Here is a 14981-nt window from a genome sequence, read left to right as displayed (position 1 = left end):
CAAATGCGTGTATTTTTTTCCGGAATCATGGGAATTCTTTGGACTTTTTTTAGAATTTTTCTAAAAATTTGCCCCAAACGAGGAACGTGAGGATACAAATAAAAAGGGATCTTTGGTCCCAAAAATCTTTGGAGGATGATACAAAATGTACCAAACAAAACATTGGTCAAAAATTGCAATGGCAGCTCTCGTGCTCGTTTCTGTCGTTGCTTGCGGAAAATCAAGACAAACCAAAATCTCTGACTCAAATGTAGAGCGAGCGACAAGCCCAGCCAAACTTCCAGCTGATATCGAAAAACTCTGGAAAAACCGTCAAAACGAACAAGACCTCAGGTCAGCTCTTGTTGGTTTAGAAAAATTCGCTCTCGAAAACCCTCAATATGCAGACGTAAAAGTCCTACTCTGTCGAGGAAACTACCTACTAAGTGACGGACATCTTTGGTTAAAACTGACAGGTGATTCTGAAGTAGACGAAAAAGTAAAAGAAGAGTCCATCCAATATTACGATGCTGCAGTCACATGGTGTGAAGCAGCTCTTGCATTAAATCCAAAATTTAGAGATAAGGTAGTCAAAGATAAACTAACGATTGAAAAATCTTTAGATGTTCTAGGACCACAGGATATCGACGCTCTTTATTGGAGATATGCCTCCCTCGCCAAATGGTCTCGTTTGGTAGGATTTACTACATTACTCGCAAACCGTTCTAATTTTTCAGCGATGGTGAACCGAGTGAAAGAAATCGAAAAGTCGATGGGAAAAGAATACTTTTACTCTGCAACACTCAGGTATGATGCAGCAAGTAATGCTCTATCTCCAACTGGCGATAAAAAATTAGCCGCTAAACTTTTCGAAGAAGCAATTGCGAAACACCCAAATTATTTTGCTGTTCGAGTTTTATATGCAGAAAGTAGCCTCAAAGGAAACGAAGACAAATTCAAAAAACAATTGGATTTTGTATTAAAAGGCAAAGCTGCATCCCTTCCTGAAATCGAAGCAGACCAAATCGTAGAACAACGCAAAGCCAAAAAATTACTCGACGAACTATAATCAAGTTTACTAGGAGAACTAAATGTTTTTAAGACAATTAAAGTATTTAGTTTGCGTAAGTATTTCCCTCACTATCAGTGGGGGTTTATTTGCTCAAACGACTGTTAAGTTAGCAACCGTTGCACCCGAAGGATCTCCGTGGGCAAACGAACTTTCTAAAATCAAAAAGAAAATTGAATCGGAATCGCAAGGCCAAATTAAATTTAAAATTTATCCTGGTGGGCAAATGGGTGGAGAAAATGAAATCCTCCAACAGGTCATCCGTGGAAAATTGCAAGGTGCTGGTCTTACTGCCGGGGCTCTTGCAAACACTGTCAAAGAACTAAACGTATTAGAAATCCCATATCTATTTGAATCTTACGCACAAGCAGACTGTGTTCTTGATGACCACCTTCAAGAAGACTTTCGTAAACTCTTTGAAGCAAAAGGACTTATCTTTGTGACTTGGGCAGAAAATGGATACCGTTCGATTGGAACAAAATCGGCTCCAGTCAAAACGCCAGATGACCTTAAAGGTGTAAAAATCAGAATCCAAGAATCTCCAGTTCATATTGCTTATTGGAAACAATTGGGTGTGAGTGGAATCCCGATTGCCATCCCTGAAGTTCTTCCCTCGCTCCAAACAGGTGTGGTAGAAGGATTTGATAACACTCCTCTTTTTACTTTAGCAGCAGAATGGCAAACGGCGATCAAATACTTTACTTTGACTCGCCATATTTACCAACCAGCAGCCATCCTTTATTCTAAAAAGTTTTGGGACACCTTAAATGACGAACAAAAGAAAACACTGATGGGTGAAGGAAACAAACTCGCTCCAGGTGCAAGACAAGCAGTTCGTTCCATCGAGAAGAACATGATTGCTACATTAAAAAAAGCTGATGTGGTAGTATACGAACCTTCTAAGGCTGATTTAGCAGGGTTTAAGTCTGCAGCCAGTGCAGTTTCCGGCCAAGTGGTAGGAAAAATTGGAGGTCAGTCTAAAATGATCTTCGATAAAATCCAAAAAGCAAAAGCAGCTTGTGGCGGATAAGTTAAGGAAGGATATAGATACATGAAATTCGTCGAACGAATTCTAAATACTTTGAGTTTCGGCGAGAAATGGGCGGGAGGAATTTGTTTCCTTCTGCTCACTCTTCTCATGATTGCTGACGTTTCTAAAAGAGAAGTCATTGATAAAGTTTTAAGTTGGGTTATGGATGTCACTGAAGCTTATCCTAATACTGGTGTAGCTGGTTTTGTTGGCGATTGGAGTGTTTACATTGCAGAATCCATTCACGGAGGAACCTCTGGATTTTTAGAGTGGCTCGGCCTTGGTGGAATCATTTGGGCACAAAAACTTTCCCTCTATTTTATGTTATGGGGTGGGCTTTTCGGATCTGCACTTGCAAGTGCCAAAGGTTCACACTTACGTCCGGAAATTGCAGATAAGGTATTACCAAAAAAATTCTTACCTTATATCAAAGTCATCGAGCAATGGGTAATCTCTCTTTTCTTTTTATTCCTCGCTTACCTATCTGTCATTTATGTTCTAGAAAGTATCAGTTTAGATGAAGTGAATCCAGTAACAGAAATTCACTTATGGAAAGTACAAATGATATTCCCATACATCTTTCTTTCTATGGGTTTTAGACATTTATGTTATGGAATTTTTCCAGCACTCATTCCTTCCGACATCAATGAAGCCACAGAAGCTTTGGAACTTGCGGAAAAAGAACTTTCCGAATCTAATTCACGGGGGAATCAATAATGGGTTCTTGGGGAATACTCCTACTCTTACTTGCTTTAATTTTACTCAGACAGCCACTCATCGTACTTATGGGTGCCATCACTGTGTATTGTTATTACTTTTTACCAGATCCACCTCTTGAGTCTTTCCAAGAACTCAACAGCATCATTGGAGATTTGTTTTTTGCTGGTGATAAAGAAATCCTTCTTGCGATTCCACTTTTTATCATCGCAGGGAATTTAATGACTCATGGTAGTATTGCAAGACGACTCATTCGGATTGCCCAAGCCATGACGGCACCGATCCCTGCAGGCCTTGCCATTGCAGGTGTATTTTCTTGTGGGATTTTTGCTGCCATTTCTGGATCTTCTCCTGTGACACTTATTGCTATCGGTGGACTCATGTATCCTTCTCTTACCAAAGCAGGTTACCCTACTCAGTTTTCTATGGGTCTTCTTGCTTCTGGTGGAACTCTCGGGATCATCATCCCTCCTAGTATTCCTATGATCGTGTATGCGATTATGGTAGGAGTTTCTGTTACCGATCTTTTCATTGCAGGGATTGGTCCAGGAATTTTACTCATGTCACTTCTTATGATATACTCTGTGTTTCGTGCCGGAAATGTAGGTCGCGGAAAATGGGACTGGCCAGAAATTCGCACCGCATGGAAAGAAGGGGTTCTTGCCCTTCTTATGCCTGTGGTGATCCTTGGTGGAATTTACTCAGGATTCTTCACTGCCACAGAATCAGCAGCCATTGCTGTATTTTATGCCATCCTTGTCGAAGTATTCATTCACAAAGAACTTAGTTTTCCTAAGATTCCCAAAATCATGGCCGAAAGTGCTGAGATGTTAGGGATTCTTTTCCTCATCCTAATCCTTGCAGTCAGTTTGAACAAGTTCATGATCGAAAATGAAATTCCTCAAAATCTCGTAGCGACCATGTCCGAACTCATCTCAAGTCCAGTGACCTTTCTCATTGGTGTGAACGTATTGTTACTCATCGTGGGAATGTTTATGGATATTATGAGTGCGATTCTTGTGCTTGCTCCCCTTTTGGCACCTATGGCAATCAACTACGGAATCAATCCAGTTCACTTCGGAATCATTATGATTGTGAACTTGGAAATTGGTTACCTCACACCACCAGTGGGTGTGAACCTATTTGTGGCATCTGGAATCTTCAAACAACCGTTAGGTAAAGTGATCCAATCGGTAGCCCCTATTGTGGGACTATTTCTCATTGGTCTTATGCTTATCAGTTGGATTCCAGAAATCTCTTTAGGTCTCCTCGGTGGAGAAGCAGCGGCACCTACACCGTAACCAGGTAGACATATAATTCTTTTTGTCCTAATCATCTAGATATTAGGATGATTGGTGACAAAAAGAATTTCCTTAGAAAAGCCGAGACTTTCTCGGCTTTTTTTTATGATCCAATATATCTTTGTTACTTTCAACAATTCTCTTTGGAAAAGATTTTGTTAACTCCACCAAACACGAAGTCGTTCAAAGGAATCTTTGGCATCACTGGCCCAAAGGCTTGTGGGATGTTTTTTTAAAATCTCTGCGTATACAGATAGAACTGGTTCTAAGTCCTTTCGCAATTGTACAAGTTCCTTATTTAAACTTTCCGAGAGTTCAATGGGATGTAGGTTTCGTTTTTCATAATAATGCAATATGGCCTCTGTTTCTTTTTCTTTGGCCAGTTTGTATTCGTGAAATACAGGGTCTTTGGATGGTTTTGTATATAGATTATTTTTATCAAAAGAACCAAGATCTTCCCGAACCTCTGTTCCAATAAATTCCTCTTCCGAATGGATCAGAAGGAAATCTTTTAATGATTCGTAGTGTTTGTTTAGTTCCAAAAACATCACATCACTCGTGAACTCACCAGAATCGGGATGGTATTTTTTCGCTAATTTATGATAGGACTCTTTGAGTTCAAATTCTGTAAACCCTGGATTAAGGCCTAAAAAATGGAGAGAATCATTTAACAGTAATTTTTTGTCCATGAGAGGCCAGAGGACTGGATCAAATGTGATTTCAATCGACGTTTGATACTGAATTCCCAATATTCTTTTTTACTCTCATTCATTTCAAATACAAGTAATTCTTGTACTTTCTGTTGAAGACTTCTCGCTTCGTCCAACTTTTGGAATACAGTTTCAGAAATGGCGATTTCTTCTTCGGAATGAATTTCCTTATCCCCTTTTTCCCAAATTTCCCGATCTACGGCTTCCAACTTTCGAACAATGATTTCATTTTTGAATTCAATCTTCACTGCAGAATCAGCATCTCGATAGGAAAGTAGTTCTTCTTCTCGTTTTAAGTTGGAGATTAGTGAATCCAAGTATTGGATCTTTTTTTGCAGAAGTTGTTTTGTGGAGTGTCTTGCGGAAATCATAAAGCGATTCATTAACCTGTGATAGAGATTCCAGTCGGACGCGTTCCAGGCGTCGAACTAGGATTCGGGGTGTCTTTTTTCTCTAGTTCTTCCCAGGATATTTTTAACTCGATAAGGATTTTAATGCATTCTTCGATGATGGCCTTGTCCTTACGCATATTGGCTTCTAGTAATCTTTTTTTCAGATAAACATATAAGGACAATAGATTGTTTGCAACTTCCTTCCCTTCTTCCATATTGAGAGAGAGGAGAAGTTCCGTAATGATGTCTTGAGTTTTGATGATATTGTTATTCACAACATCATACTTTCGGGGAGTCATATTGTCTTTTGCCACACCTAAAAATCGGATGGCTCCGTCAAAGAGCATCACAATCAGTTTGATTTGGCTAACGGTAGATATCTCATTGGCTTTGTATTCATTGTAAGCAGAGGCACCGGTTTTTCTCGCAAGCGACATTTTTTTCTCCTGAGTATTCCCATCGACCAAAAAGGATACTTGCTTAATGACCCGAGTGAATATTCTTAGAATATCACATGGGAAAAATAAAACGTCTCGTTTTTTTGGCCTCGGGCAGAGGGTCCAATTTTACCGCTTCCGTCGAGTACATTCGTAAAAAAAAGCTAAAGGTCGACTTGGTTGCCCTTGTGACCGACAACCCAGAGGCGAAAGCCTTAGGCATTGCCAAATCCTTTGGAATCCCGACAAAGGTCATTCCTTACGCCACCTATTCCCAAAAGACAGAATACCATAAGGATCTACTTACGGAAGTGGAGAGTTTTGACCCAGACCTGATTGTGGCTTGCGGCTATATGAGGATCTTAAAACCAGAATTTGTCCGAATGTTTAAAAACAAAATCATCAATGTCCACCCGAGCCTCCTCCCTTCCTTCCCGGGCCTCGATTCCCAAAAACAAGCCCTGGACTATGGGGTAAAAGTTGCAGGGTGTACGGTTCATTTTGTGGAGGAAGGTGTGGACACGGGTCCCATCATCTTACAAAAAGCGATTGCCATTGCCCCCGAATGGACTGAAAAAGAACTATCCCTTGCAATCCTTGCGGAAGAACACAAGATCCTTCCGCTCGCTATACAACTGTTTTGTGAAGATAAATTAAAAATCAAAGAACGAAAGGTAGAAATCCTAAAATGATCGAAATCAAACGAGCACTCGTATCCGTATCCGATAAAGCCGGAATTACAGAGATCTGTTCCTTCCTTGCCAAAAACGGAGTGGAAATTCTTTCCACAGGCGGAACCTATGATGCCCTCTCCAAAGCAGGAATTCCTGTGAAAAAGGTAGATGAGTTTACTGGTTTTCCAGAAATCCTTCATGGCCGTGTGAAAACCCTGCACCCAAAAATCCACGGGGGTCTTCTTGGTGACACAACAAACCCTGACCATGTAAAACAAATGGAAACGAATGGAATTGTTCCTATCACACTTGTGATTGTGAACCTTTATCCATTTGTAAAAACAGTCATGAAACCAGATGTAACCCTAGAAGATGCCATCGAAAACATCGATATTGGTGGACCGTCTATGCTCCGTTCGGCGGCAAAAAACCATAAAAACGTTGTTGTTCTTACGGATCCAAAAGACTACGAATCTTTCCAATCAGAGTTTACGGCAAACAAAGGAAAAGTTTCCAGAGAAACTGCATTTCAATACGCAGCCAAAGTTTTTTCTGAAACTGCTTCTTATGACTCAGCTATTTCCACTTTCTTTAATAAGAAGTTAGATATCAAATATCCTGATAAAATCACTTTTGCCTTTAATAAAAAACAAAAACTTAGGTATGGAGAAAATCCACACCAAGATGCAGCATTTTACGAACCACTATTTATCAAATCACAGTTTGAAGCCTTACAAGGAAAAGAACTCTCTTTCAATAATATGTTGGATTTTGATGCCGCATTTCACGTAGCAAGCCTACTTCCTAAAAATGCAGTTTCCATAGTCAAACACTTAAACCCATGTGGAATTGCTTTTGGAGAAAATGTCCTCGAATCCTTTGAACTTGCCAGAAAAACAGATCCTATTTCTGCTTTTGGTGGAATCATTGGAATTCATGGTCGTGTGGAAAAAGATGCCGCAGAAGAAATCACAAAAAACTTTGTAGAAGGTGTAATTGCCGAAAGTTTTTCAGAGGAGGCTTTGGAGATTTTCGGGAAAAAACCTAATATTCGTTTGATTCCGATTGCCAAATTTGACGAAGCTTTGGATGAACTAGATTTACGTTCTCTCCATCATGGACTTCTCATTCAAAATCGTGACTATGATCTAATTACAAAAGACAAACTCAAAATTGTTTCAAAAAAACAACCAACCGCAGATGACTTGGAAGGATTGATGTTTGCTTGGAACTGTGTGAAGTTTATCAAATCCAATGCCATTGTGTATACAGACCAAAACTCAACTCTTGGAATTGGAGCGGGACAAATGTCTCGAGTGGATTCGGTGGAACTTGGTGCCATGAAAGCACAAAAAGTGGGACTCTCTGTTGTAGGATCTTACGTGGGGAGTGATGCATTTTTTCCATTTCGTGATGGAATTGATGCCATTGCCAAAGTGGGTGCAAAAGCCATCATCCAACCAGGCGGATCCATCCGTGATGAAGAAGTCATCCAAGCCGCAGACGAACATGGTTTGATTATGGTGTTCACTGGAATGAGGCATTTCCGTCACTAATGGAATTTTTTCTTTTCCTCCTATTTCTCACCTTCTTTTGTTTGGTGACAGCGGTCATTGTGTATTATGTAAAGATTCTATTCTTTTCAAAAAAAACAAATTACCGCAGAGAAGAACTCACAGACATTCGTGCGGATGTATTTCGCATTTGTTTGGATGTTTTGGAATCAGGTGGAAATTTAATCTACGGAAGTGGGGCCTTTTTCGGAAGTGCCCTTCTTGTTTGGCTTTGGTCCCTTCTTGGGTCCGTCCTTGGAGAAAAAGGGCCTGGGCCATTCGAACATATCTTCCATATGCCGATTTTCTTTTTGGCACTTTTCTTTTCCTTTCCGTTTTTAAAAGAGGCTTACCGTGGTGAAAAATACCTCGCATTAGCGAAGCCGATACTCTCTGGCCTTGCTTTAGGGAATTTATCTGCGGGTGCTGTTCACTACGGCTTGGATCGTGATCTTTTCTTTTTGTTTTATTTACTTCTCGTTCTTTTCCAAATTCCAGTTCTTGTGTTTCTTTGGAATAGAGAACCTATCTTCGGAATGAGTTTTGAAGAAAATGACACTTCCTATTCCTATGAATCGGAAGATGACTGGGGGGCACCTTCGGCGACTTCCAATTCAGCACAAAACGATGGTTGGGAAGAGGAAGATGAGGGACCATTTACGGAAGAAGCCGATGACTTTGGATTGGGAGACGACCCTTTCCGAGACGATTTTAAGTAAGAAACAGGTTCTCTTTTTTCTCACTTTGACCGATAGAAATCATATGAAGAAATATCTGGTTTTCCTTCTTTTCCTAGTCCCTGGACTTCTTAGCGCCCAAACAGAAATGCCAAATAGTTTGGATGGATTTGCAGAAGCTTCTTGGGGAATGACCTTTGAATCCATCCGTGAAAAATTTTTGTCTATGGCTACCAATCCGGAATCAAAGGAAAAGATCGAACTCTTAAATGAAAAAAAAGAGGAAAGCCTTCTTATTAAAAGAAATGGAATCTTTTATCTTTACCGTTTTTATAAAACTCCAGAATTACTCAAAGAAGTTCGCCCGAAAAGGGAAGGCACTGCAGAAACCGATCCTTCCATCGATGGACAAACCGAATTTCGTGAAAATGGAATCCTATTCTCCGTAGGTGTGACTTTCAACTTAGTTCCATCAGATAAAATCAAAGAGAAGATGGAAAAGAAATATGGGAAACCCAGAAAAGAGGCCATCGGAGACGATAAGGTTTCTGGAGCTGCCATTTGGGAACTTGTAGAAAGACGTGAGAACCCTCCTCGTGGTGGATTTGCTGTAGTTTGGAGAGAAGGATACAAAAAAGCACCCTACACTCGCCGTATCGATTATTTTTCTGCGAACTTAAAAGAGATCATCGCGAAGGATTATGTCGATTTCTTTAGTGTTCAAGAAACAAAAACCTTGCGGGATTTAATCCCGTAGTTACCCTGTCTCGTGAGGCTTGGCAATCCAAGCCATCCATACGAGGCAAAATGAATTTATTTTTAGACACAGCCAACATAGACGAAATCAAAAAAGTCCATGAACTTGGTCTCCTAGACGGAATCACCACCAACCCATCCATCATCGCAAAATCAGGCCGTAAGTTCACGGAAGTCATCAAAGAAATTTGTAGTTTTGTAAAAGGACCTGTGAGTGCAGAAGTTCTTGCAACCGACGCTCCCACGATGATCAAAGAAGGTTTAGAACTTTCTAAAATAGCTGAAAACGTTGTCGTAAAAGTTCCTCTGATTCCAGAAGGAATCAAAGCTGTAAAAGCTTTTTCCGATCAAGGAATCCAAACCAACGTAACACTTTGTTTTACTGCCAATCAAGCTCTACTTGCTGCCAAAGCAGGTGCTAGTTTTATCTCTCCTTTTGTAGGACGATTGGATGATATTGGATATGATGGATTGGAGCTGATTTCGGAGATCCGAGACATTTATGATAACTACGGTATCGAAACACAAATCCTTGCGGCTTCAGTACGCCATCCCATCCACTTCAAAGAAGTGGCTCTTCGTGGGGCAGATTGTGTTACCCTACCTTATTCCGTATTTGAAATGCTTTTCAAACACCCACTCACTGACAGTGGACTTGCAAAGTTTGTGGAAGACTCTAAAAAATTAAACTGGTAGAACGCTAAAACCACACCACCGGATATTTTCGGTGGTGGACCAAATTATTCACGAGTAATGCATTTACAAGTAGAATCATCACCCCAATAAAAACGGGGAACAAAATAAAATCCACTCCCACCCCTCCAAGAACTCCAATCATAGCTGTCGCGCCACCTGGTGGGTGTAAGGTGTGAGTCATATACATCACAAAAATCGAAAGTCCCACAGAAATTCCAATGGTGAAAAAATTGGTTCCCAGTGTGGCCACAAGGATCACAGCAATGGTAGCAGAGATCAAATGCCCACCAATCAAATTTCGGGGTTGGGAAAGTGGAGCATCAGGGACAGCAAAAAGTAAAACAGCTGTAGCTCCAAACGAACCAATCAGAAGGGAATGCCCAGACAAGTTGGTAATGGCAAGGATAGACCAAATAGATACAGTACTACTTATCAAACTCCAAATTGCAAATCGAAGGGACCGTCTAGGGCGATCCATTCGAAGAGGGGCTTTGATTTTATAAGGTATATTCTTAAATCTACTTTTCAGCGTAAGTTACCCAAATTTCTTTCATTTGGTCGATAAAACAAAAAGCAGATTGGTGTGAGGCATCGTTAAATAAATCACAAGTTCCGGGTTTATTCCAATTGAGTGTGTAAGCTCCATACGAAGTAGACATAGACTCAATGGGTTCCCACCAAACTTCCTTAATATGAAATTTTTCATAATACTTGTAATAATCACCATAAACCTTCGGCCAAAGAACTAAGGTTTTGATTTTATTTTTTCGAGTGAGTTCTAAAAATGCTTCCACATAAGGTTTTTGTGACTCGCCTATTGCATAAGAACTCATATACAAACTACCGATACGAAGAGTATCTTTTTTGATTTTTTCAATAGGGTTGGACTGAACTCCATACATCAGATACTCACCTTTACTAAAATTGATGAGTTGAAACTCTTGGTTGTATTTAGATTTGTATTCTTTTAATTTCCCTTGTTTGAGCCGAGAACCAAGCAAAGATAAATTCAATTCCATACTGCGGATCACAAAGAGTTTATCCAAAAAGTAAGTCCATTTTTCTTTGAGAGGGATGTCTTTCCAGACGATGTCCATACACTCTTTGTTACAACCCATACGTAGGAAGGGAGAAAGAATAAAACCTTTATTGTCATCGAAAGCCTCTGGACTGAGAGAAAGAATGACAAACTCAGGAGTGACACCCTTCTCCAATAAATCCTTTAATTGGATATAGGAATTCATTGGAATTCCTTGGGGACTGCTAAAGTTGTAGAGAGTCCAATTTTTTTTGTAGTTATCCGGAATACCAAGTTCCGAAAAAGGATAGGACCTAGAATCTCCAAAAACAAGTGCTAAGTTCTTCTCTTGGGCTTCCTTATCTGCAAGAAGTCGATCAGCCAATACCTTTCTTTGGTAATAAAAAACAGAATTCCCCGCCTGAAGAAAATCATTGTGAAAGACAGGCAAAAGAAAAATTTTATCTACGACAAAGATAAATAAAAACAGAACCACTGGATAAAATAAAAACGGTTTTGATTTCAAAAAAACAAATCCCCTAACCTCACAATTTTAAGAGTGGATTGGATTCTTCAACTAAATTAAGCCGTCGGTTTTCCAAGAACCTGTTCTTCTGTCACAACCTTATATTTGCCTTCCTCTAGAACAAAGTCACGTAAATCCAATTTTCCGATCCGAATTCGATAGAGATCAAGAACCACCAAATCCTTGGCTTTGCACATCCTACGGATTTGTCGTTTTTTTCCTTCTTTTAGGATGATACTTAGATAACTTGTGAAACCGGGGTTCGTTTTTTCCGGCATTACATTTGCTGGTTTTACAGAAAGTGCTCTGAGAGTGTCTCCCCCTTCCCTTACACCTAACATAAACTCGTCGGCAATACTCTTCCAAGCCACTGGTTGTCTCAAACTGATGATATACTCTTTATCTATTTTGTTTCTTGGGTGTGTGACTTTTTGGATAAAATCTCCATCAATCGATAAAAGCAAAAGCCCACGTGAATCCAAATCCAAACGACCCGCATAATTGTATTTTTGAAAACCTTCCGGCAAAAGTGAAAAGATTGTATTCTCATGGAACTTATCTTCGTGGGAAGTTAGGTAACCTGCTGGCTTATTGAAGGCAATGATTTTGGGTCGTTTTAGCGAGTCCTCATCCATTTGTACCTTTTTCCCATCGAAACTCACTGAATCGGTTTCTTCGACCTGAAAAGAAAGGTCAGTGATGGTGCTTCCGTTGATTTTGATTCTGCCAGAGAGAACCAATTCTTCTACTTTTCTTCGGGAACCGAGACCTAATTTGGCTAGAAATGCGTTGATCCTCATGATTTTCCATTTTACAAAGTGGCCTCATTTCAAAAAGTCTAAAGAAGGTATGAATCCGTTAAAAAAGAAACCTCGCTCTAAAAATATCAGCCCCCGAGTGGACCTTCCCGAGTGGATGAAGGTGCGAGTGAGTTTTCCGACGGAAGGAGATGCTCTAGCCAAGGTGAGGGATGAGGTGGAATCCAAAAAACTCCATACTGTTTGCGAATCAGCCAGTTGCCCGAACCTCAACCATTGTTGGAACCGTAAAACAGCCACTTATATGTTGTCGGGTGATATTTGCACAAGGCGATGCCAATACTGCGATGTGGCTTTTGGAAAACCAAACCCGCTTGATTCGGAGGAACCCGAACGAGTCGCAAGGTCCGTCGCAGAACTCGAACTCCGCCATGTGGTTCTGACTGCTGTGAACCGAGACGATCTAAAAGATGGCGGAGCTGGACACTTTGCAGAAACCATTACGAAAATCAAATCGTATCGTCCTACATGTTCCATAGAAGTTCTTATCCCTGATTTTAAGGCCAAAGAAGATTCCTTACAAATTCTTTATGCCGCAAAACCCAATATCATCAATCATAACATCGAAACTGTGGAGAGACTTTTTCGCACGATCACACCCCAGAAGAACTACAAACGATCACTTGAGGTACTTTCCCATATTGCAAAACATGGTTTCCTTACAAAAAGTGGGATCATTTTGGGACTTGGGGAAAAAGAAGAAGATGTAAAACAATGTTTGGAAGATCTCTATGCTCATGGAGTTCGGATGTTAACCATTGGACAATACCTCCAACCTGGACCCACTCACTACCCTGTGCAGGAATTCGTGAAACCGGAAACTTTTGAATTTTGGAAGGAATTTGCCTATCAAACTGGATTCAAAACTGTAGCTTCTGGTCCACTGGTTCGGTCTTCCTATCATGCTGAGGAATATTTTTCAGACGAAGTAAACTGATTGGTCCGAAAGATAGACTATGGATCGGGAACAATTGGAGGCATTCAGGGAGGAACTAACCAAAACCTTCTTTTTTTCAATTTTAAAGGATCTAAGTGAAATTGGAGAAACCTTAACTGACTTTGAGGTAAAGGTCCTCATCCAAAATGCATTATCTCATTCGCCCGACCTCCAAGTAGAATGGGGAGAAATGGATCGATTTGGCAATAGCACCTTACTCGTAAAATACGAATCCAACTTACTTGTCATTGAAGTGAGTCCTTTGATCAATGCCATTCGCATTCTTTGGAACGAATACAAATCCAAAGAAAAATAAAAAAGATAAAAATACATAAAAAAAGCCCGAAGGATTTCTCCTCCAGGCTTCTTTTCTACTTAAGGGTTGGTTTATTTAGAATTTGGATTTTTGTTGAAGGTCATAAATGACTTCTTCTACATTGTCCATATCAATTCTCTTAACACCATTTTCAGTGTGAACAATCAACTGTCCATTTTCTTGGTTGATGATCGCACCAATCACTGTTTTTCCATCTACAAGAACGATTTTTTCAATTCTTTCGTAGTAGTTTACAATGTCTTTTTTAGATTTAAATTCTTTAGGTTGGTTAGCCAAAGACTCTTCGAATTTTTTCTTCTCTTCTTCTTGGCGTTTCGCAACTTCACCTTCAATTGCATGTCTCTTAGCATCAATTTCTTGTTTTTTCAACTCATCTAACTTTTCAGTTTGAGCTGATTCGCTAAGTTTTGCGATTTCCTCTGCAGTTTTTTTATCTACAGTTACGATGGTTTTGATTTCTTGCTCTTCGTTCTTAGTGAGTTTTGCACTTTCAACAACGAGTTTTTCTTTCTCAGAAGTTTTGAATGCTTTGTTCAAATCCAAAGTTTGGATATCAGCAGCCTTTGCAAGGTCAGCAGATTTTGCTGATTGAGTGGAAGCTTGGTCTTTCTCTAGAATGACTTCTGCTTTCGCTAAAGACTCTTGGAGTTTTTTCAAGTCAGCATTTCCAGAGATTTCTTCTGTAGAAAGTTTTTCTAAAGCAGGAACACGTGGAGCAAATGCAACCGCGCCTTCAACTACTTTTACTTTCGCAGGTTTTCCCTCTGCAGCTTCTACGATAAAAGACGTTCCTCGCACACCCGCAATCGCAGTTGGTGTTACGACAGTAAAGTTGTCTTCTTTCTTAGCTTTGTTGACTTTCGCAAATACCTTTCCTGAAACTAGAGCAATTTGAGTGTCTGTAGTTCCAGAATTGTCCATAGAGAGTTTCGCAAAGTCAATCGCGGACTTAGGAGAGATACGAATGCTCGATCCATCCGCAAATTGGATGTCTACTTTTCCATTGTCGCCTGTGACTACGTTATCCCCGGATTTCAGAAGGGCACCAAGCTGTGCTTTTTCTTCTGTTTGGTCTGCGTGTTGGATTTTTGAATCTCCTACCGCAAATACGACTACCGCAGATAAATCTGCTGGTTTTTTTGGTGCTTCAGACACTTCTGCGTCTGGTTTCTTACAAACTGTAAGACCAGTAAAAAGAAGCGCGAGGCCCATTATGGTTAGTTTCGATGCTTTCATATCGTCCTGTCCCTTAGTGAAATTCAACTTTCGTTACTCTAATCAACAAACTGAGGGTTAAGAAATTCCCAGCTTTTTTGTATTTTTTTCTAGAATGAAAAAAAATTCATTAGTTCGG

Annotated in this window: 18 protein-coding genes; 11 read left to right on the top strand and 7 right to left on the bottom strand. The window is 40.1% G+C overall.

The window, feature by feature from the left end; all coding sequences use genetic code 11:
• Window positions 1-145: 145 nt before the first annotated feature.
• The 4 genes from CH364_RS06255 to CH364_RS06240 are packed head-to-tail and all read left to right on the top strand — an operon-like array spanning window position 146 to window position 4096.
• Complete coding sequence (locus CH364_RS06255; RefSeq protein WP_100742710.1) at window positions 146-1048, top strand: TRAP transporter TatT component family protein; 903 nt, start codon at window positions 146-148, stop codon at window positions 1046-1048.
• 22 nt (window positions 1049-1070) lie between these two features.
• Complete coding sequence (gene dctP, locus CH364_RS06250) at window positions 1071-2078, top strand: TRAP transporter substrate-binding protein DctP (RefSeq protein ID WP_100742709.1); 1008 nt, start codon at window positions 1071-1073, stop codon at window positions 2076-2078.
• A gap of 21 nt (window positions 2079-2099) precedes the next feature.
• Window positions 2100-2795: a TRAP transporter small permease gene (locus CH364_RS06245; protein WP_100742708.1), complete on the top strand. Its 696-nt coding sequence runs from the start codon at window positions 2100-2102 to the stop codon at window positions 2793-2795.
• Window positions 2795-4096 carry a TRAP transporter large permease gene (locus CH364_RS06240; RefSeq protein ID WP_100742707.1) on the top strand — a complete coding sequence of 434 codons (1302 nt, stop codon included), beginning with the start codon at window positions 2795-2797 and terminating at the stop codon, window positions 4094-4096. The genes CH364_RS06245 and CH364_RS06240 overlap by 1 nt, the downstream gene beginning before the upstream one ends.
• 158 nt (window positions 4097-4254) lie before the next feature.
• Here CH364_RS06240 and CH364_RS06235 read toward each other — a convergent pair whose 3' ends face one another.
• The 3 genes from CH364_RS06235 to fliS are packed head-to-tail and all read right to left on the bottom strand — an operon-like array spanning window position 4255 to window position 5635.
• Window positions 4255-4785 (bottom strand): J domain-containing protein, encoded by a 531-nt coding sequence (locus CH364_RS06235; protein WP_100742706.1) that lies wholly within the window; start codon window positions 4783-4785, stop codon window positions 4255-4257.
• Window positions 4764-5177: a flagellar protein FlgN gene (locus CH364_RS06230; protein ID WP_100743444.1), complete on the bottom strand. Its 414-nt coding sequence runs from the start codon at window positions 5175-5177 to the stop codon at window positions 4764-4766. The genes CH364_RS06235 and CH364_RS06230 overlap by 22 nt, the downstream gene beginning before the upstream one ends.
• Before the next feature lie 11 nt (window positions 5178-5188).
• A complete protein-coding gene (gene fliS / locus CH364_RS06225; RefSeq protein WP_100742705.1) occupies window positions 5189-5635 on the bottom strand; it encodes a flagellar export chaperone FliS in 447 nt (148 codons plus the stop codon).
• A 77-nt stretch (window positions 5636-5712) separates the two neighbouring features.
• Here fliS and purN point away from each other — a divergent pair, with 77 nt between their 5' ends.
• From purN to fsa, 5 genes are read left to right on the top strand one after another with little or no spacing between them, the layout of a single operon-like run.
• Window positions 5713-6327 (top strand): phosphoribosylglycinamide formyltransferase, encoded by a 615-nt coding sequence (gene purN, locus CH364_RS06220; RefSeq protein WP_100742704.1) that lies wholly within the window; start codon window positions 5713-5715, stop codon window positions 6325-6327.
• Window positions 6324-7865 carry a bifunctional phosphoribosylaminoimidazolecarboxamide formyltransferase/IMP cyclohydrolase gene (purH, locus tag CH364_RS06215; protein WP_100742703.1) on the top strand — a complete coding sequence of 514 codons (1542 nt, stop codon included), beginning with the start codon at window positions 6324-6326 and terminating at the stop codon, window positions 7863-7865. Before purN ends, purH begins: the two co-directional genes overlap by 4 nt.
• A complete protein-coding gene (locus tag CH364_RS06210) occupies window positions 7865-8581 on the top strand; it encodes a hypothetical protein (protein ID WP_100742702.1) in 717 nt (238 codons plus the stop codon). The genes purH and CH364_RS06210 overlap by 1 nt, the downstream gene beginning before the upstream one ends.
• Before the next feature lie 43 nt (window positions 8582-8624).
• Window positions 8625-9296 carry a hypothetical protein gene (locus tag CH364_RS06205; RefSeq protein ID WP_100742701.1) on the top strand — a complete coding sequence of 224 codons (672 nt, stop codon included), beginning with the start codon at window positions 8625-8627 and terminating at the stop codon, window positions 9294-9296.
• 50 nt (window positions 9297-9346) lie between these two features.
• A complete protein-coding gene (gene fsa, locus CH364_RS06200) occupies window positions 9347-9991 on the top strand; it encodes a fructose-6-phosphate aldolase (RefSeq protein WP_100742700.1) in 645 nt (214 codons plus the stop codon).
• A 4-nt stretch (window positions 9992-9995) separates the two neighbouring features.
• Here the strand turns inward: fsa and CH364_RS06195 are convergent, their stop codons facing one another.
• Genes CH364_RS06195 through CH364_RS06185 form a run of 3 tightly spaced genes read right to left on the bottom strand, consistent with a single transcriptional unit; the run spans window position 9996 to window position 12335 of the window.
• Window positions 9996-10469 carry an HPP family protein gene (locus tag CH364_RS06195; protein WP_423790162.1) on the bottom strand — a complete coding sequence of 158 codons (474 nt, stop codon included), beginning with the start codon at window positions 10467-10469 and terminating at the stop codon, window positions 9996-9998.
• A 40-nt stretch (window positions 10470-10509) separates the two neighbouring features.
• Window positions 10510-11535, bottom strand: coding sequence for a DUF1574 domain-containing protein (locus CH364_RS06190; RefSeq protein ID WP_100742699.1), 1026 nt, complete (start codon window positions 11533-11535; stop codon window positions 10510-10512).
• Between the two features lie 56 nt (window positions 11536-11591).
• The gene (locus CH364_RS06185; RefSeq protein ID WP_100742698.1) at window positions 11592-12335 is read right to left on the bottom strand and encodes a pseudouridine synthase; all 744 of its coding nucleotides are present in this window, start codon (window positions 12333-12335) and stop codon (window positions 11592-11594) included.
• A gap of 49 nt (window positions 12336-12384) precedes the next feature.
• Here CH364_RS06185 and lipA point away from each other — a divergent pair, with 49 nt between their 5' ends.
• Both lipA and CH364_RS06175 read left to right on the top strand, forming a co-directional pair.
• Entirely contained in the window at window positions 12385-13290 is a 906-nt protein-coding gene (gene lipA / locus CH364_RS06180) for a lipoyl synthase (protein ID WP_207762217.1), read from the top strand.
• Window positions 13291-13309: 19 nt separating this feature from the next.
• Window positions 13310-13606, top strand: a complete 297-nt coding sequence (locus CH364_RS06175) for a hypothetical protein (protein WP_100742696.1) — start codon at window positions 13310-13312, stop codon at window positions 13604-13606.
• Window positions 13607-13681: 75 nt separating this feature from the next.
• Here the strand turns inward: CH364_RS06175 and CH364_RS06170 are convergent, their stop codons facing one another.
• Window positions 13682-14863, bottom strand: a complete 1182-nt coding sequence (locus tag CH364_RS06170) for a lipoprotein LipL45 (RefSeq protein ID WP_100742695.1) — start codon at window positions 14861-14863, stop codon at window positions 13682-13684.
• Window positions 14864-14981: the final 118 nt, after the last annotated feature.

Source organism: Leptospira harrisiae (assembly GCF_002811945.1).
In the GTDB taxonomy this organism is placed as follows: Bacteria; Spirochaetota; Leptospiria; order Leptospirales; family Leptospiraceae; genus Leptospira_A; species Leptospira_A harrisiae.
The sequence above is the reverse complement of the archived record's forward strand: the minus strand, read 5'-3'. Positions and strand labels throughout refer to the sequence as shown.